Genomic DNA, 16,965 nt, shown 5'->3' on the forward strand with positions numbered 1-16,965 from the left:
GATCATTGAAGTCTCATAAAACGTTAGGCCTTAATCAATATGATTATAGTATTCAATTGAGGGGTGATTATCCTTAACGACCATTTTGGTAATACTACCATTCAGAATTGGTTTTGAAATATCAAAGTCACTATATTGTTCGGTGATCCAACGAATGATACTACCATGAGCCGTAACTAAGACGTTATCACCATCATTAGCATGCTCTAAAATTCGTTTTAAGCCAGGTTGAAAGCGTGCGCGAATCATATCATCGTCTTCAGCTTGGTTATATGGATCAGCCTTGCGAATGAGGGTTGCGGTCCCACCCATTCCTAATTTTTTAAGCATTTCACTAAAATCATTAAAACCATCTGGACCACCAATAACGTGCCATGCTTGACCGCTATCGTTTCCTTCAAAGTAACCAAAGTTTTCCTCACGAAAAGCCTTGTCCAATAATGGTTCTTTTACATCACTTGGGTTTTTAGCTAAAATATGACGACCTGTATTAGCAGCTCTTGGTAGGTCACTTGAATATGCGGCATTAAAATTAATATTTTTAAGCCGTTCACCAGCATTATCAGCATCTGCAATTCCCTTTTTAGTTAATGGGGCATCAATAATTCCTTGAATGCGATTATAATAGTTTAAATAAGTTTGACCATGACGAACAAAATATATGTTTACGGTTGTCATAAATATCCTCCTCAGTAATGCTAATTAATACCTTAATTTTATCATATTTAATGATGAAAGTGATTAATTGTGATTTTACAGCGTTTTAGTTTGTTATTAGCTGAAATTGTGCTAAAATATTTATTCAAGTTTTGAAGTTAGGAGATAAAAAAATGGCTGACTCGATTAAAGAATATGAACAGCATCACTTAGATATAGTAGAAGATGAAATCAGAACCCAAAAGCACAAATTTGAGATTAGTGCTAAAAAAGCAGAAAACGATGAAACGGCGATTCAGGATAATTTTTATAATGATGTCCGCGTCAATACGGGGACCTATAGTGGCTTAATGGATACCTCTATTTCGATTAGACAACAACAACAGTTGTTAGATGAACGACAAAATAGTTGGAACAATGCCACTTTCCAAATCGAAAAATTAAAACGGCTCCAAGAACGTCCATACTTTGCGCGACTTGATATTCGTGAGAATGGTGAAGATCACGATGAAACCATCTATATTGGCTTAGCATCGTTATCAGACGCTCCTGATCATTACTTGATTTATGATTGGCGGGCACCCATCTCCAGTATTTACTATGAAAACAAGTTGGGAGAAGTTCAGTATGTAGCTCCTGATGGTGAACAAACTGTTGATGTAAAGCTCAAACGGCAATTCCAAATTGAAAATGGTAAAATTAAAACGATTTTTGATACCGATGCAGCAATTGGTGATCAGCTTTTGTTAAATAACTTGAGCAACCAGTCCAGCACTAAGATGAAGAGTATTGTTACTACGATTCAAAGGGAACAAAATCAAATCATTCGTGACACTAAGTCTAATTTACTATTTGTTCAGGGGGCTGCAGGTTCTGGAAAAACGGCTGCGGTCTTACAACGAATTGCGTTTTTACTCTATCGTTATCGGGGAAAACTTAATTCCTCACAAGTAATTTTGTTTTCACCAAATCAACTGTTCAATGATTATATTAATCAGGTCCTCCCTGAATTAGGGGAACAAAACATGGTTCAGATGACTTATTACCAATACGCCAGCCATCGGTTACCCCATTTAGCAGTGGAAAACCTTTCCCAACGCTTTTTAGAAGATAATTCTGGGGCCACCCATAAACGCAAAATTAATGATTTTAAAAGTAGTCTGCCTTATTTTGAGGCGGTCACCAAGTATGCTGAGGCATTGAATCATTCTGGAATGCGCTTTAGAAACATTAAGTTTCGTGGTGAAATTTTATTTAGCAAAGAGATGATCCGCGACATTTATTATGGTTTTAACAATTATTATAACCTACGAAACCGCATTGATGGGACCCGCGAAGCCTTAGTGAAGCGATTGAACAACCGCATTAAGTCTGAAATTAAGACCAAGTGGGTGGAAAATGCGATTCAAGACCTAAGCGATGAACAAATCAGGACCCTGCGGATGGGCCACCCAGATGACTTTGCCGACCATAATGCAGAGTATCGGTTCTTAGCAAAGCATATTGTAATTGGTGCGTTTAAAAAGATCCATAAACAAATCATTCATAATCGTTTTTTGAGTATTAACCAACAAACGGTTGATATGCTAAGAAAAATCCCTAAATTAATCGATTTAAGCCAGAATAATATTAACGAGGCAGAATGGAAGGCTGGCATTAATTCAACGATTAAGGGCCTTAAGAATGGCCAAATTTCAATGGCTGACGTATCACCATACTTGTATCTATATGATAAGATGACTGGGCGCCACGTTAATCGTGATATTCGATACTTCTTTATTGATGAAGTCCAAGACTACACGCCGTTCCAGATTGCGTTTTTAAAGTATAACTTCCCACGGGCTAAGTTCACGTTGCTAGGGGACTTGAACCAAGCTATTTTTACCCATGAAAATAGCCGCAGCATGATGAAGGACTTAGCAATTATGTTCGATCCTGAAACAACACGGGTGATCGAATTAAATAAATCATATCGTTCAACGGAACAGATTACTGACTTTAGCAAGTACCTTTTAGGTAATGATACAAAGATTGAATCATTTGCACGGCAGGGTGCATTACCAACAATTAAGGTTGCTAAAAATAATACTGCTGCTTTGGATGACTTGGAATCTGTTATCCAGGCTGAATCAGGAGAAACGATTGCGGTGATTGGCAAGACCCTTGCTGATTGTGAATCCCTTAGTGCACAATTAAATGAACGGGGAATTAAAAATAATTTATTGCGCACCGAAAACCAACGACTTACCAATGGGGTATTAGTAATTCCATCGTATCTTGCAAAGGGGCTAGAATTTGACTCTGTTGTAATGTGGGATGCTTCTAAAAAGCAATATCCTGGTAAGGATGATAGTCAACTCGTTTACACAATTTGTACGCGGGCAATGCATGATCTCACTGTGATTTCAAATGGGGAATTATCACCGCTATTTGCTGCAGTCCCAAGCCAACGCTACCAGTTAAGTTAGGAGCAACCCATGAGTAAACCGATTAACTACTATTCATTTACCAAGGAACGGTGGAGTGAATTTTACTCCGCTCAATCGTTGCCAGTGACTAAAAAGGGCCTCAAACGGGTCAAGGCGTTCAATGATGAGATTTCATTGAAGGACGTTCGGGATGTCTATATCCCACTGGTCCATCTGTTGAAATTAAGAACTGATAGTTTTAACCAGTGGCAGGCAACGCGGGCGGACTTTTTACAACAACCCCACCGTAAGATCCCGTTCATTATTGGGATTTCAGGGAGTGTAGCTGTGGGCAAGTCAACGACTGCACGTTTATTAGAGCTGCTACTATCTTATTTTTTGAATGACCGTAAGATTCAATTGATCACGACGGATGGATTCTTGTATCCCACCGCGGAGCTACAACGACGGCATTTAATGGATCGTAAGGGCTTTCCGGAAAGTTATGACATGGCGCGGCTGATCTATTTTTTAGATCAGGTCAAGGATGGCCAAAAAGACGTGAAGGCACCCGTTTATTCGCATGATGTTTATGATATTATTCCGAACCGTTATGATATTATCGACCGTCCTGATATCTTGATCATTGAAGGAATCAACACCTTACAGCTGCCTAGTAATCAACAAATCTACGTTAGTGATTTTACTGACTTTTCGATCTATATTGATGCTGATCCGAAGTTGATCGAGAGTTGGTATTTAGACCGCTTTGCAAAACTAATGGATACGGCCTTTATGAATCCCTCTAATTATTATTATGATTATGCGACCGGTGATCGTGATGAAGCGATGAAAATGGCGAAACGGGTGTGGCGTGACATTGATATGCCGAACCTAACGGATAATATTCTCCCCACTAGAAGTCGGGCCAATATGATTATTCATAAAGCAAAACATCACATTATTGATGAGCTATTGTTGCGGAAATACTAGAATTTAATTTGACCTTGACCTAGTTTATCGATTATCATTATTGATATAAAAATAATTTGTTTGAATTATGTGAAAGGGTGTAACGGCTTGGCTAATATTGATTTATCTGCATTCGATAAGATTTTGGTATTAGATTTTGGGAGTCAATACAATCAATTGATTACCCGTCGAATCCGAGATTTGGGTGTTTACTCAGAATTAAAACCCCATACGATGACTGCTGAAGAAGTTAAAGAATGGGGACCAAAGGGAATTATCTTCTCTGGTGGTCCTAATAGTGTGTACGATAAGGACTCATTAAGTGTCGATCCTAAGATTTTTGAGTTGGGAATTCCAATTTTGGGAATTTGTTATGGAATGCAATTAATGGCATACACCCTTGGTGGTGGTGAAGTTAAGTCTTCCAACGGTCAATACGGACATGCTGATATTGACGTGACCGAACAAAATAAAGAGACCCTTTTCACTGGCCTTCCAGAAAAACAACCAGTTTGGATGAGTCATGGGGACTTAGTGACCAAGGTTCCCGATGGTTTTGAAAGTGTTGCAACGACTGAAGAATGCCCAATCACTGCAATGCAAGATACTGCTCGCAAGTTCTACGGGGTGCAATTCCATGCCGAAGTTCGCAATACCAAGTATGGAAATGACATCTTGAAGAACTTCGCATTTAAGGTCTGTGGAGCAAAAGCCAACTGGACGATGGATGATTTCATCGACTTACAAGTAAACTCCATCCGCCAAGAAGTTGGCGACCAAAAGGTCATCTTGGCCCTCTCTGGTGGGGTGGACTCCAGTGTCGTTGCCGCATTATTGAACCGTGCAATTGGTGATCAATTGACTTGTATCTTCGTTGACCACGGTTTGATGCGTAAAGACGAACCAGAACAAGTGATGAAGGCCTTAAACGAAGATCTCGGGGTTAACATCATTAAGGTCGATGCGCAAAAACGGTTCTTAGATAAATTAGCCGGCGTTTCAGACCCAGAACAAAAGCGGAAGATCATCGGAAATGAATTCATTCAAGTGTTCAACGATGAAGCAGCTAAGCTCAAGGATATTAAGTTCTTAGCTCAAGGGACGCTTTACACCGACGTGATCGAAAGTGGAACTGATACTGCCCAAACTATCAAGTCACACCACAACGTTGGTGGATTACCAGAAGACATGCAATTTAAGTTGATCGAACCACTCCGCTCACTCTTTAAGGATGAAGTGCGAGTGTTAGGTAAGAAGCTTGGGATTGCTGACGACCTTGTTTGGCGGCAACCATTCCCAGGGCCTGGTCTTGGGATTCGGGTGATCGGTGCGATTACCGAAGAAAAGCTCCACTTGGTTCGTGAAACCGATGCAATCTTACGTGATGAAATCGCAAAGGCGGGGCTCCAACGCGAAGTATGGCAATACTTCACTGTTCTGCCTGGCTTTAAGAGTGTCGGGGTCATGGGTGATGGGCGGACTTACGAATACACGATTGCGATTCGGGCCGTTTCATCGATTGATGGGATGACGGCTGACTTTTCACAAATCCCATGGGATGTCTTATCCAAGATCTCCACACGGATGGTTAACAGTGTGAAGGGAATCAACCGAATTGTGTACGACATTACGAGCAAGCCACCTTCGACAATTGAATGGGAATAATTAATAATTGATATTAATAAAAACCTCATTTCTAAAGGGAAGCGATTTACAATGAGATTTAATAAGCTGATTTTAGGGTTTGTCGTTACTGCTGGACTAAGCTTTACATTTAGTAATATTAATGTAAATGCAGCTACTTGGCATAAGGGAACTCCAAAAGTATTGAGAGGCAAGTATAAATCACATAAATATGGTGCTGATTTAATGTCGACTTTAAATATTACAAAGACAAAAATGATTTATTGGACTTCTGGGATTCCAGTTCAAAATGGATATAATCTTAGTTATAAGATTACCGATAATCACAAGTACGTCTTAAGATACAGCATTAAATCAAGTGGGATTCTTCATGGTGGGAAAAATTTAAAATTCACTATGAAGAAAATAGGCAAGAATATTAAAATTGGAAATGATTCCCATTTGCTATATAAGTATTAATTATGACGATAAAAGAGCGATCAAGATTAAAATTTCTTGACCGCTCTTTTATTGTCTAAGTTCCCTTTTAGTTTGGATAATTTATCAACCATTAAAAAGATTGCAAACTTATGGTTAAATTTTAATAGGATTCGTTGTTAAAGTTGCTTTCGAATGCCTCTTTAAAGTCATTGTTTAAAGTTTTTGATCCTGTTTATATCATCATAGCGTCTTCAAGCTATTAAGTCATGGATGGCGTTTTATCCTTACTTTCTGGTCTGGCCATCCCCGTTGATTACATACTTATACGAAGTTAAGGCTTCCAATCCCATCGGGCCACGGGCATGTAATTTTTGGGTGGAGATTCCGATTTCAGCTCCAAACCCAAATTCAAATCCATCAGTGAAGCGCGAAGAGGCATTCACGTAAACACAAGCAGCATCAACTTGTTTTTGAAATTGGACTCCCGCTTGGTAGTTGTCAGAAACGATTACCTCGGAATGGTGGGTCCCATAATGGTTGATCCATTCGATGGCCGCAGCTTCTGAATCGACCACCTTAATGGCAATTATCAACGCATTGTATTCAGTTTGCCAATCTTCATTGGTTGCTGGAATCACGCCTGGCACGATCATGCGGGTTTGTTCATCCCCCCGCACCTCGACGTTGGCGTTAGTGAGTTCACTCACGATCTTAGGCAGCATTTTAGCTGCGACATCTTTGTGAATTAGGATCTTTTCGGTTGAGTTACATACGGAAGGACGTTGGACCTTACCATTAATAATGATATCAACGGCCATTTTCAGCTCTGCATCCTTGTCAACGTAGATATGACAATTACCAGCACCGGTTTCAATCACGGGGACGCTAGCGTGTTTTACTACGGCTTGAATCAACCTGGCACTCCCGCGGGGAATTAAAACGTCAACATAGTCGGTTAGTTCCATGAATTGTTGGGCAAGCGCGTGTGCAGAATCATCGATGATTTGAACGATGTTTGGGTCTAACTTATGGCTTTTTAAGACGGCGCGCAGAATCGATGCTAAAGCGAGGTTAGAATGCATTGCTTCCTTGCCACCCCGTAAGATGACCGCGTTACCTGCCTTAAAGCATAGTCCCGCAGCATCAATGGTCACGTTGGGGCGGGCTTCATAGATCATTCCAATTACGCCCAAGGGAACGCGTTGTTTGATTACCCGCAGTCCATTTTCAGTTTCCCAACCGCCATCAATTGAGGCGATCGGGTCCTTTAGTTCGACTAGTTTGCGCAGCCCAGTTGCCATGTTGGCAATGCGTGAATCATCTAGTTTTAACCGATCTAAAAAGCGGGGTTCGATATTCGGATTTGCTAAATCCTTTTGATTAGCATTTAAAATGGTGGGGGTGGCCTGTTCTATTGCATCAGCGAATGCGAGCAAGATATCATTTTTTTGTTTCGTACCTAAGTTACTGGCGTTAAAGCTAGCGTGCTTGGCGTTTTTACCCAATTGAATTAAATCATCCTTATTCATTATTACGACCCTCCGGTTTCTTAGTACTGAAGTAGGTACCAACATTGGCACCTGAGATTAGTTGTTCAATAATTGCTGGATCTTGACCATTTAAAATGGCCATTTCTTTGTGGTGTTCAAGGATTAGCCGAGCGGCGTTTAGCTTGGTGGCCATTCCACCAGTTCCGAATTGAGAACCGTGGCCGCCAGCGACTTTCATCAAGTTGTCGTTGACCTCTGGAATCCATTGCAATAACTTTGCGTCGGGATTGTTTTTAGGGTTAGCATCATAAAGGCCATTAATATCGGACAGGATAATTAATAGGTCAGCATCAACGAAGTTAGTCACGATGGCGGCTAGTTGATCATTTTCACCAAAGGTAGTTTGATGATTAAATTCATCGACCGAAACGGCATCGTTTTCGTTGATGATCGGGATGACATTGTTTTTCAAGAGGGTGTTAATGGTTTGCAAAACGTTTTGACGACTTTTAGGATAGTCAACAACGTCCCTGGTTAGTAACAGTTGGGCAACGGTTTGATCGGATGCTTTAAATTGATCAGAGTAAATGTCCATTAACTCACTTTGGCCAATTGCGGATAGGGCTTGTAATTCGGCGATTTGTTCTGGTCGATTTTTGATTCCAACCGTGTTCATGCCGACCCCGACTGCCCCAGACGTCACTAGGATGACCTCAAATTGCTGTTTGCGTAATGTACTCAATACTGCGGTCAATGTTTTAATTACTGGTAGTTTAACGTTACTGTCGGAATCAATAATGGAACTAGTCCCGATTTTGACAACAATGCGTTGGTTTTTATTTTTCATATTGTTTATCCCTTCATTCTTTAAATCTAGTTTACTTTAATTGAGCGTTTCTAACAATTAAATTAGATTTATAATCATCAAAATAATTATGTTACATTTAACTCAAAACTATTGATTGAATTCATATTCATCATTATAATTGATGTTATGTTAGTATATTGATGGCTCAACTTTGCTATATCGCAGTGAGCTGGCACTCAATTAAATATTACCAACTAAATGATTAAAAAAGTTAAATCAGTTAATATTTTTTACGTATTTATTCATTAGATAATCTTAAATAAGTTATTTGGTTTATTTTAATTAAATTGTACAAGATGTTATAATGAATTATTCATAATTATGAAAGGATTGATTAAATGAGTTCATGCATGTACCGAACCGCTGAAGACAGTGCGTTCAATAACGTTTGCTCTGATGTCCGAAACCGATTGGATCGCGGTTTAGAAAAAGCTAGCTTTATTTATGATACTAGCTATCGGCGTTTAATTGGTTGGCTAAAGAGCTATCACCCGGAAATAAAGGTTGATTATTCTCATTTAGCTGGGATTCACGTTGAAGAACGGGATAACCGATTAATGGCAATGGATAATCAATCCGAGTGGCACCCATTTGGGGCGACTGACTTCGATCATATTGCTAGGTATATTAAAGATAATTTCGTTAAACAGGGTGTTATTGTAAAATAGTTACTCTGAAAAGACTGCCAACAGCGGTCTTTTTTTGTTATGATATTAATCAAGAACGTTACTAAAGGGGGCTTGGATCATTAAATTAGAGTGGCAATATCAAAACCAAACTGGGAACACATTAAAAAGTTTTTTAAAGCAACACGGAATTAGTCATCGGATGTTCTTATCACTTAGGAATACCGGTGATTTTAAGGTCAATGGTAAATCCATTACTGGCAACGTTGCTTTGCGGCCTAACGATGTCGTGCAAGTTATTTTACCGCCTGAGACTAGCGACCCTAACGTTGAACCAAGTGATCAGCCAATTGACATTATTTATGAAGATGCTAACTGGCTGGTAGTCAATAAACCTGCTGGATTAACCTCCGTTCCAGGCCCTAGTAATCGTCATGATACACTGGTTAATCGAATCAAGGGTCACTTGATTGCCCAGCAAAGTCAGGACTTAAGACCCCACTTGATAACGCGCTTGGATCGTTTTACTAGTGGAGTGGTGCTGGTTGCCAAACACCGCATTGCGAATAGTTTTGCTAATCAACAGGTCATGAACCATGCGATCGACAAGCACTACTTAGCGTTAGTGAAGGGTCGATTAGATCGGCCTCATGATATAATTGATTTTCCGATTGGTAAATTAGAATCGGAGGTCAAGCGGCACCGAATGGCAGATGGCCAAGCTGCACGAACTGAGTATTGGGTGTTAAATGAATTTGCTAGCTTTACCGAACTGCGGATTAAATTGCATACGGGGCGGACCCATCAAATTCGGGTTCACCTCAGTGAAACGGGGCATCCATTGTTAGGTGATCAACTATACGGGGGGCCATTACACCTGGGGATTGAACGCCAGGCACTGCATGCAAGCGATATTAAATTTTATGATCCATTCAAGGGACGGTTCGTTGAATACCAAGCCCCAGTCCCAGCTGATATGGAATCATTAATCAAGGGAGATGAATAAGCCCATGGCTGATTTAAAAACTGATAAATGCATTGTAGATGGAAAGATTTTTCCGATTGAATCGGGGATGTACCTATACGAACTAGAAAAGCCACTTTATAACCAGATCAAAAATGAACACCATCAAGCCACCCCCCAAAGTTTTATTTGTGAGCACCATTTGTTAGACTATCGAATTGGTCGGATCGATCAGATGATTCATTCAGATGATCTACATAACCAGCGGATCAACCGTCGTTTGACGAAGGCATTACAAGACGATAACTATGAAGTGACCGATGTGAATAAAATTTTGAGCGAGCAACAAACCTTTGGTGAAAAAGTTGCTGATGGGGTTGCCAGGTTCGGTGGGAGCTGGACGTTCATTTTAATCTTCATTGCCATTTTATCAATCTGGATGTTCTTCAATGTGACCCATTTGTTTGGGGTTAAATTTGATCCATACCCATTTATCCTTTTGAACCTATTTTTAAGTTGTATTGCTGCGGTTCAAGCTCCGATCATTATGATGAGTCAAAATCGATCTGCTGATCGTGATCGAATGGATGCAGAAAACGATTTTCACGTTAATCTAAAGTCAGAACATGAATTAAGAATTTTACACGCTAAGTTGGATCATTTGAACCAAAGTCAACTGCCACATTCATTGGAAGTTTCACGCCTCCAATTAGAAATGTTAGGTGAAATCAGAAGCGAAATTGAGCGTTTGCGAATTGAACATAATCGATTAAATCAATCAAAGGAGAACTCGCAAGATGGAAGATAATATTAAACTGGGTGATGCAGTTTTTAATAAGATGTTATTTGTGTTGGAAAAGCCGATCACAAAAGCTAATCATAAATACTACAAATTTGATAATGAAGAGATGCAAGAAATTGCTGATGGCGTTTGGTCAATGCCTGCCTATATGAAGGAAGATGATGACTATAGCCTGTTCTTTATCTTTACCCAAATTGAATCGGGCGAAACAGTAGTTGCCTTTTCTGAGGGGCAATTAGATGGGACTAAATTTAGTTTGGGGACACCATTGATTTCTGGTGAAGGGCTCAATCACTTAGCAGTTCATGATCAAGAAACTGCTGGGCGAATCCTGCATTTTTTAAATCAAATTTCTAAGGCTGCCGAGGGAAATTGGCGCATGGTGGAATAATAATGGGATGCTTGTGAATAACAAGCATCCTTTTTTGGTTTGTGGTTTACATTTAAATACTTATGCACGTATAATTATAAGTGTATATGAAGAAAAGGAGGAACATATTAATGGCAGAAAATCATCATGATCACAACCATGCCGATGCACTAAGCGGCGGTAAATTTTTGTTCGTTACCGTCTTGAATGCTTTAATTACATTAGTAGAATTTTTAGGCGGTATCTTTGCCGGTAGTTTATCTTTAATCTCTGATGGATTTCATAATTTAGGAGATTCATTATCGGTAATATTGAGTTATTACGCCCATCGAATTAGTGGACGTCAACAAACCAGTCGGAATACCTATGGTTTTAGGCGGGCGCAAATTATCTCTGCATTTATTAATTCCGTATTTTTAATTGTTGTTTCTGGATTTTTGATCATTGAAGCAGTGCAAAAATTGTTGAAGCCCGAACATGTAGACGGTGATTTAATGTTCATCGTTGCCATTATTGGGACAATTGCTAATTTTATTTCAGCTGTCATGTTGAGCCGTGGTTCAAAGGGCAACTTAAATATTCGGGCAACTTATTTACACTTCTTGAGTGATTCACTATCTTCGGTCGGAATTATTATTGCAGGGATTTTGATCAAGTTCTTTGGTTGGTATTTTATGGATCCATTGGTCACGATTATCGTTGCAATCTATATTATTTTTGAAACGTGGCCCATCATTAAAAAAACAATTTATATTTTAATGCAGGGAGCACCGAACGTTGATTGCGCAATGTTGAAAAGAGACATTATGAATGTACATGGCGTTACTAATGTTCACCATGTCCATCTTTGGTCGATCGATGAAAATAGTATTATTTTTTCGGCCCATGTCAATATGGACGATATGATGATTAGTGAGGCTGAGAAAATTTATCAACCGATTGCTGATCTATTAAAGCGTAAGTATCATATTGATCACGTTACAATTCAAGCGGAAGTTGAGCGTGGTAAACAAGAGGAATTCTTTTTTGACCAGGGAAATGACATCAAATAAAAAATGGTTTCAATCGTCTTTGATTGCGATTGAAACCATTTTTTTAAAGGCCGCGTTGAACATCAGCATATTTATCTTCGTACCAATTATCCCAACTCTTTTCGGGATTACCGTTATCGAAGTACTTTTGATCAATGTTTTTTAATAAGTGCGCATACTTAGTGAACCGTTCTGAAATTGAATCATTGATAATGGTTGATTCCAGATTGAAGCGGTTGATGTATAAATCACGATTGATATCTTGAACAACACCGTCAATATCGTAGTTAGCGATTAATTCCATGTTGTTATTTTCATATTGATGCACATAAAAGATTGCAAAATCCTTTACCGCAGTGTGTTGAGCTTGATCACTAAGCTCACTAAAACTGAACAATTTATCACTCATATAATAACTCTCCTAACTAACTAACAAAACCTAACCATTTATTTAGGCTTTGATTTGCTGTATAATTTAATTATATATTGTATTGTTATTTTCGTAAAATAAAACAGAGTATTTTATATGTGTTTTTTTACGAAGTGATATGAAAATAGGTGAAATCAATGAGTCCAATGAAGGAAGACTATCTTAAGATCATTTTCGAACTTGGTGGCACGACTAAAAAGGTCTCCAACAAAAGAATCTCGATTGGACTAAATATCGCCGCAGGTTCTGTCACTGAGATGGTTAATAAGCTAGTTGAAGAGGGGTTAGTTTCACATGAACCCTACTCTGGAGTTTCTCTGACCCCAGCGGGGGTTAAACTAGCTGAGGGGCTGGTTCGGAAGCATCGAATCTGGGAAACTTTCTTAGTGAAAGAATTAAATTATGACTTACCTGATGTTCATAATGAGGCGGAACAATTAGAACATGTTACTAGTCCACGGTTATTGAACGCATTAGATGATAAGTTAGGCCATCCGACCCACTGTCCACATGGTGGAGTAATTCCAACAGCCAGTGGAAAGTATTCCGAGGATAGTCATACATTATTAAATGATGCAGAAGATGGATCAACTGTCGTTGTTGATCGGTTTATTGATAATCATGATTTATTAACTTATCTGGGGGATATTCAATTGGATATTGGTGATAAGCTTAAGGTCATCGAACATGCTCCATTCGAGGGTCCAATGAAGGTAATTAATATTACTGATAATCAAGAGATCTCAATTAGTTATAAGGCTTCTCACTATGTCTTTGTTAAGCCAGTTGAATAGAATGATTTTAAAAAGGGCGCCCTTTGGGAGCTCTTTTAATACATATTAATAAAATTAAGGGTGGTGTTAGAATTGCCAAAACCACGAACTAAAAAAGATGTGTTAGTTGTGGAAACCTGCTTACTAGCGGGGAAAATAATGATTGAAAACGGCTCAGAAATGAGTCGGGTGACAGATACGATTTATCGAATTGCTGAAAATGCACAGGCCTATCAAGCCAGAGCATACGTTACCCTAACTGGGATTATGATGTCGCCAAGTAGTAAGATTGGGGCTCAAATTGCCGTAATTGAAAAACGGACGTTTAATTTGGAAAAGGTGTCATTGGTAAATGATTATTCTCGACAGTTTGCAGAGCATCGAATCACGCTGAAAGAATTTCACTATCGCCTGTCTTTGATCGAAAAAAATGTGAAGGACTTTCCGTTTTGGCTACAAACACTATCTGCAGCAGTGATTAGTGGGACTTTGGAAGTGGTATTTAGAAATAATTTACCTGATTTTTGGGCAGCTTGTTTTGTCGGGATGTTGGGTTGGATCGCATACTTTATGATCAACAAGTATATTGCAGTTCAATTCATTAGTGAGTTCTTGGCAGCGTTCGTGGTGGCATTGGTATCAATTATTATCATTAAGCTACATATCGCGACTAGCATTGATGATTTAATTATTGGTGGCATCATGCCGCTGGTGCCAGGGGTGCCAATTACGAACGCGGTGCGGGATGCACTGTCTGGAAATTTAGTCAGTGGTCCTGCGCGTGGGATTGAGGCATTAATGATTGCCTGTGCACTTGGATTTGGGGTTGCGTTAGCAATAACACTATTCAAATAGGGAGTTTTCCAATGTTTATTTTAAATATCTGCTTTGTCTACATTGCAACAGTTTGCTTTGGGATTTTAGTTAACGTTCCCCACCGCGCATTGAATTTAGATGGAATCGTCGGGGTTCTTGGTTGGTTGGTATATTATCTATACGTTAATTATATTGGTGGTTATATTGGCGGTAACTTTTTTGGTACTTTTACGATTGGGATGGCTGGGATTTTAGCATCTCGTTATAAAAGATTGCCGGTGATTATCTTTAATATTCCAGGCTTAGTGCCATTGGTTCCTGGGGGACAAGCCTATCAAGTCATGCGGGACATGGCATTGAACCAATACGGATTAGCTAAGTATAATCTGTTGCAAGTGGCATTTATCGCTGGATCAATTTCAGCAGGATTCTTAGTGGCTGAAGTAATCAATCAATTGCTTTTTAAAGCCCGTCACTACCGTTCTCCTCGTCATTATCATCGTGATAAATTAGAACGAATCGAAAAAAGTCGTCATCGTTAGTGGGGACCCTATAATTGTTAGACAAAATCTAACGATTATAGAGCCCTTCAGTTGCTAACGTGACGACTTTTATTATGCTTGTGATATTCCGATGAAGAAACTAATGATTAATACGATGAGGACGAACGTAGTAATGTAAACGTATAGCATATCGTGTTCTTTGAAGAATGAATAGATTGATACTACGACCCTTAACACCGGTGTTAAGATCAAACAAAAAATGCCAAACATCATGATGGCATACGGTTTGAGGGCGAAAATACCAGCCATGATTTCATGAAACGATGTTGGATGAAAATCACCAGAGTAGCCTGATTTACCTGTAATGACCAGTAACAGCCAGCCAATGATCATGATCGTAGCTGAGATAATGACTCCGATACGCAGGATCTTACCGATGATCAACTCAATGCTATTCATTTCCTGATCTAGTTTTTCATTTGGTTGATTTTGCATTATAATTTCACCCCAAATCCTTGAAATAGCATGTTAGCACCAATATATAGTAATATCGGAATGAATACGATACGAATTAATTTAGTAGGCAGGACCTGCATAACTCGTGATCCAATTACTGCACCACCTAAAATACCAATGGCAAGCGGAACAGCAATGTTAGGGAGGATGGTACCGTTAAAAAAGTAAACCGTGGCACTTGCAGCTGCGGTGACCCCCATCATTAGATTACTGGTGGCACTAGAAGGTTTTAACGGCATTTTCATGAAGGTATCCATTGCAATCACTTTAAATGCACCAGACCCAATCCCAAGTAACCCACTAGCAAGTCCAGCACCGAACATAACTGACATCCCACTTGGGACGTTGGTAACTTGATAGTCAATTGTTTTTTTAAGGTTCTTATCATAGTAACTACCATTTAATTCCAACTTTTTGGCTAACGAATCTTCTTTGCCAGATCGGTAGTCATCAGGTTTCATTTTTAGCTTTCTGAACATGTTGAATCCAGAAAAAATAAGTAATAATCCAAATAGAACATATAGGTATTTCGGATCTAAAACTCCTGTTAACAATGATCCGGCAACCGCACCAATGGTGGTCGCAATTTCCAAAAACATTGCGACCCTGAGGTTCAAGACCTCATCTTTTAAATAAGCAATTGTGGAGCCAGAGCTAGTGGCAATGACCACGATAATGCTTGCACCAATTGCATATTTAATATTCAGGCCAAATCCTAATGTTAAAATGGGGGTAACAATAATTCCACCACCCAGGCCCAAGATTGCACCAGCGATTCCAGCGAAAACACCAAGTGCCATCATAATAAGAGCAGTCTCAAGCATGATAATCCTCCTAATAGTTTAGATATTATAATACGTTATCAATTATATGCTTATTTTTAAATAATTGTAAATTTTTAATGGAAGCGTTGTAGTTATTGCTATGTTATAATTGGTAAATACAGAGTTATATTCTAGGGGATGAATTTAAAGGTGTTAATTAATAAGGATATAAACCGCATGTATCGGTTTATTTTATCACTCGTGCTGACGATTATAGTTACGGGCGGGGTGATGATTAGTACGGGATCTGATTCTGGGTATCTATCATTTTTAGATTCGATCGTAACTAGTGCAGTGCAAGGACGTGAACAATTTTATAAGCAATTGATTTATGGATTTGTTTCGTTTTTGGCTAGTCCTAAGATGGACATTTTATGGATTTTGATCATTGCGTTCTTTCTTTGGACGATTAAATATCGAATCCCGGCTGTCTGGGCGATTTTTACGTTGCTAAGCGGAAATGTGATCGGAGCAATTTTGAAAAACATAATCCAAAGACCACGGCCATTACTACACTCAGCATCTGATACTGGTTTTAGTTACCCCAGCGGGCATGTTCTAGGCACGGTATTAGTGATCAGCGTTGTTTGGGTAATGGTGATTCCGTTACTGAATACGCAAAAAGCACAAATGATCGCGAAGACGATTGCAGTGATTTATGTAATCCTAGTGATGTTATCGCGGGTATTCTTAAATGCCCATTTTCCTTCTGATACCATTGGAGCATTTTTAGTAGGGTATACTTGGTTTCAATTTTGTGAGTGGCTTTACTATCATTATGCAGGAAAATTAAAGAAGTACCATCCATTCCAAAAATCTGTTTATTAAAAAAGCATTGCGCAAGCAATGCT

19 protein-coding genes are annotated in these 16,965 nt (G+C 39.2%); 13 read left to right on the forward strand and 6 right to left on the reverse strand.

The annotated features are described in order from the left end of the window. Positions 1-30: 30 nt before the first annotated feature. On the reverse strand, positions 31-678 hold the full coding sequence (locus ACSYTE_RS02795; RefSeq protein WP_491717196.1) for a histidine phosphatase family protein: 648 nt from the start codon (positions 676-678) through the stop codon (positions 31-33). Positions 679-830: 152 nt separating this feature from the next. Here ACSYTE_RS02795 and helD point away from each other — a divergent pair, with 152 nt between their 5' ends. The 4 genes from helD to ACSYTE_RS02815 all read left to right on the forward strand — a co-directional run bounded on the left by helD (position 831) and on the right by ACSYTE_RS02815 (position 6,140). After that, positions 831-3,125 carry an RNA polymerase recycling motor HelD gene (gene helD / locus ACSYTE_RS02800; protein WP_491717197.1) on the forward strand — a complete coding sequence of 765 codons (2,295 nt, stop codon included), beginning with the start codon at positions 831-833 and terminating at the stop codon, positions 3,123-3,125. Positions 3,126-3,134: 9 nt separating this feature from the next. After that, positions 3,135-4,058, forward strand: a complete 924-nt coding sequence (coaA, locus tag ACSYTE_RS02805) for a type I pantothenate kinase (protein ID WP_491717198.1) — start codon at positions 3,135-3,137, stop codon at positions 4,056-4,058. An 87-nt stretch (positions 4,059-4,145) separates the two neighbouring features. Further along, positions 4,146-5,702 carry a glutamine-hydrolyzing GMP synthase gene (gene guaA, locus ACSYTE_RS02810; RefSeq protein ID WP_491717199.1) on the forward strand — a complete coding sequence of 519 codons (1,557 nt, stop codon included), beginning with the start codon at positions 4,146-4,148 and terminating at the stop codon, positions 5,700-5,702. 51 nt (positions 5,703-5,753) lie between these two features. After that, positions 5,754-6,140 carry a hypothetical protein gene (locus tag ACSYTE_RS02815; RefSeq protein WP_491717200.1) on the forward strand — a complete coding sequence of 129 codons (387 nt, stop codon included), beginning with the start codon at positions 5,754-5,756 and terminating at the stop codon, positions 6,138-6,140. 245 nt (positions 6,141-6,385) lie between these two features. Here ACSYTE_RS02815 and ACSYTE_RS02820 read toward each other — a convergent pair whose 3' ends face one another. Continuing rightward, the gene (locus tag ACSYTE_RS02820; RefSeq protein WP_491717201.1) at positions 6,386-7,630 is read right to left on the reverse strand and encodes a glutamate-5-semialdehyde dehydrogenase; all 1,245 of its coding nucleotides are present in this window, start codon (positions 7,628-7,630) and stop codon (positions 6,386-6,388) included. Next, complete coding sequence (gene proB / locus ACSYTE_RS02825) at positions 7,623-8,438, reverse strand: glutamate 5-kinase (protein WP_491717202.1); 816 nt, start codon at positions 8,436-8,438, stop codon at positions 7,623-7,625. The genes ACSYTE_RS02820 and proB overlap by 8 nt, the downstream gene beginning before the upstream one ends. A gap of 359 nt (positions 8,439-8,797) precedes the next feature. On the opposite strand from proB, the gene ACSYTE_RS02830 reads away from it, so the two are divergent. The 5 genes from ACSYTE_RS02830 to ACSYTE_RS02850 all read left to right on the forward strand — a co-directional run bounded on the left by ACSYTE_RS02830 (position 8,798) and on the right by ACSYTE_RS02850 (position 12,273). Continuing rightward, positions 8,798-9,127, forward strand: coding sequence for a hypothetical protein (locus ACSYTE_RS02830; protein ID WP_491717203.1), 330 nt, complete (start codon positions 8,798-8,800; stop codon positions 9,125-9,127). Positions 9,128-9,206: 79 nt separating this feature from the next. Further along, positions 9,207-10,091 carry an RluA family pseudouridine synthase gene (locus ACSYTE_RS02835; RefSeq protein ID WP_491717284.1) on the forward strand — a complete coding sequence of 295 codons (885 nt, stop codon included), beginning with the start codon at positions 9,207-9,209 and terminating at the stop codon, positions 10,089-10,091. A 4-nt stretch (positions 10,092-10,095) separates the two neighbouring features. Beyond that, on the forward strand, positions 10,096-10,857 hold the full coding sequence (locus ACSYTE_RS02840; protein ID WP_491717204.1) for a DUF1003 domain-containing protein: 762 nt from the start codon (positions 10,096-10,098) through the stop codon (positions 10,855-10,857). Then, complete coding sequence (locus ACSYTE_RS02845; protein WP_491717205.1) at positions 10,847-11,242, forward strand: hypothetical protein; 396 nt, start codon at positions 10,847-10,849, stop codon at positions 11,240-11,242. Before ACSYTE_RS02840 ends, ACSYTE_RS02845 begins: the two co-directional genes overlap by 11 nt. A 110-nt stretch (positions 11,243-11,352) precedes the next feature. Beyond that, a complete protein-coding gene (locus ACSYTE_RS02850; protein WP_491717206.1) occupies positions 11,353-12,273 on the forward strand; it encodes a cation diffusion facilitator family transporter in 921 nt (306 codons plus the stop codon). Positions 12,274-12,316: 43 nt separating this feature from the next. Here ACSYTE_RS02850 and ACSYTE_RS02855 read toward each other — a convergent pair whose 3' ends face one another. Continuing rightward, complete coding sequence (locus tag ACSYTE_RS02855) at positions 12,317-12,661, reverse strand: hypothetical protein (protein ID WP_491717207.1); 345 nt, start codon at positions 12,659-12,661, stop codon at positions 12,317-12,319. Positions 12,662-12,819: 158 nt separating this feature from the next. Here ACSYTE_RS02855 and ACSYTE_RS02860 point away from each other — a divergent pair, with 158 nt between their 5' ends. The 3 genes from ACSYTE_RS02860 (at position 12,820) to ACSYTE_RS02870 (ending at position 14,813) form a co-directional block, all read left to right on the forward strand. Next, positions 12,820-13,476 (forward strand): metal-dependent transcriptional regulator, encoded by a 657-nt coding sequence (locus tag ACSYTE_RS02860; RefSeq protein ID WP_491717208.1) that lies wholly within the window; start codon positions 12,820-12,822, stop codon positions 13,474-13,476. Positions 13,477-13,548: 72 nt separating this feature from the next. Then, the gene (locus ACSYTE_RS02865; RefSeq protein ID WP_491717209.1) at positions 13,549-14,310 is read left to right on the forward strand and encodes a threonine/serine exporter family protein; all 762 of its coding nucleotides are present in this window, start codon (positions 13,549-13,551) and stop codon (positions 14,308-14,310) included. A gap of 11 nt (positions 14,311-14,321) precedes the next feature. After that, a complete protein-coding gene (locus ACSYTE_RS02870; protein WP_491717210.1) occupies positions 14,322-14,813 on the forward strand; it encodes a threonine/serine exporter family protein in 492 nt (163 codons plus the stop codon). A gap of 72 nt (positions 14,814-14,885) precedes the next feature. Here the strand turns inward: ACSYTE_RS02870 and ACSYTE_RS02875 are convergent, their stop codons facing one another. Next, positions 14,886-15,269 carry a DUF1634 domain-containing protein gene (locus ACSYTE_RS02875; RefSeq protein WP_491717211.1) on the reverse strand — a complete coding sequence of 128 codons (384 nt, stop codon included), beginning with the start codon at positions 15,267-15,269 and terminating at the stop codon, positions 14,886-14,888. Next, a complete protein-coding gene (locus tag ACSYTE_RS02880; RefSeq protein WP_491717212.1) occupies positions 15,269-16,114 on the reverse strand; it encodes a sulfite exporter TauE/SafE family protein in 846 nt (281 codons plus the stop codon). The genes ACSYTE_RS02875 and ACSYTE_RS02880 overlap by 1 nt, the downstream gene beginning before the upstream one ends. Before the next feature lie 150 nt (positions 16,115-16,264). Here ACSYTE_RS02880 and ACSYTE_RS02885 point away from each other — a divergent pair, with 150 nt between their 5' ends. After that, positions 16,265-16,942 carry a phosphatase PAP2 family protein gene (locus ACSYTE_RS02885; protein WP_491717213.1) on the forward strand — a complete coding sequence of 226 codons (678 nt, stop codon included), beginning with the start codon at positions 16,265-16,267 and terminating at the stop codon, positions 16,940-16,942. Positions 16,943-16,965 lie beyond the last annotated feature (23 nt).

It is taken from the genome of Nicoliella sp. ESL1120 (assembly GCF_058508515.1).

Coding starts and splice junctions, on each gene's coding strand:
- ACSYTE_RS02795 (WP_491717196.1), bottom strand. CDS start 678: ATGACAACCGTAAACATATATTTTGTTCGTCATGGTCAAACTTATTTA.
- helD (WP_491717197.1), top strand. CDS start 831: ATGGCTGACTCGATTAAAGAATATGAACAGCATCACTTAGATATAGTA.
- coaA (WP_491717198.1), top strand. CDS start 3,135: ATGAGTAAACCGATTAACTACTATTCATTTACCAAGGAACGGTGGAGT.
- ACSYTE_RS02815 (WP_491717200.1), top strand. CDS start 5,754: ATGAGATTTAATAAGCTGATTTTAGGGTTTGTCGTTACTGCTGGACTA.
- ACSYTE_RS02820 (WP_491717201.1), bottom strand. CDS start 7,630: ATGAATAAGGATGATTTAATTCAATTGGGTAAAAACGCCAAGCACGCT.
- proB (WP_491717202.1), bottom strand. CDS start 8,438: ATGAAAAATAAAAACCAACGCATTGTTGTCAAAATCGGGACTAGTTCC.
- ACSYTE_RS02830 (WP_491717203.1), top strand. CDS start 8,798: ATGAGTTCATGCATGTACCGAACCGCTGAAGACAGTGCGTTCAATAAC.
- ACSYTE_RS02840 (WP_491717204.1), top strand. CDS start 10,096: ATGGCTGATTTAAAAACTGATAAATGCATTGTAGATGGAAAGATTTTT.
- ACSYTE_RS02845 (WP_491717205.1), top strand. CDS start 10,847: ATGGAAGATAATATTAAACTGGGTGATGCAGTTTTTAATAAGATGTTA.
- ACSYTE_RS02850 (WP_491717206.1), top strand. CDS start 11,353: ATGGCAGAAAATCATCATGATCACAACCATGCCGATGCACTAAGCGGC.
- ACSYTE_RS02855 (WP_491717207.1), bottom strand. CDS start 12,661: ATGAGTGATAAATTGTTCAGTTTTAGTGAGCTTAGTGATCAAGCTCAA.
- ACSYTE_RS02860 (WP_491717208.1), top strand. CDS start 12,820: ATGAGTCCAATGAAGGAAGACTATCTTAAGATCATTTTCGAACTTGGT.
- ACSYTE_RS02870 (WP_491717210.1), top strand. CDS start 14,322: ATGTTTATTTTAAATATCTGCTTTGTCTACATTGCAACAGTTTGCTTT.
- ACSYTE_RS02875 (WP_491717211.1), bottom strand. CDS start 15,269: ATGCAAAATCAACCAAATGAAAAACTAGATCAGGAAATGAATAGCATT.
- ACSYTE_RS02880 (WP_491717212.1), bottom strand. CDS start 16,114: ATGCTTGAGACTGCTCTTATTATGATGGCACTTGGTGTTTTCGCTGGA.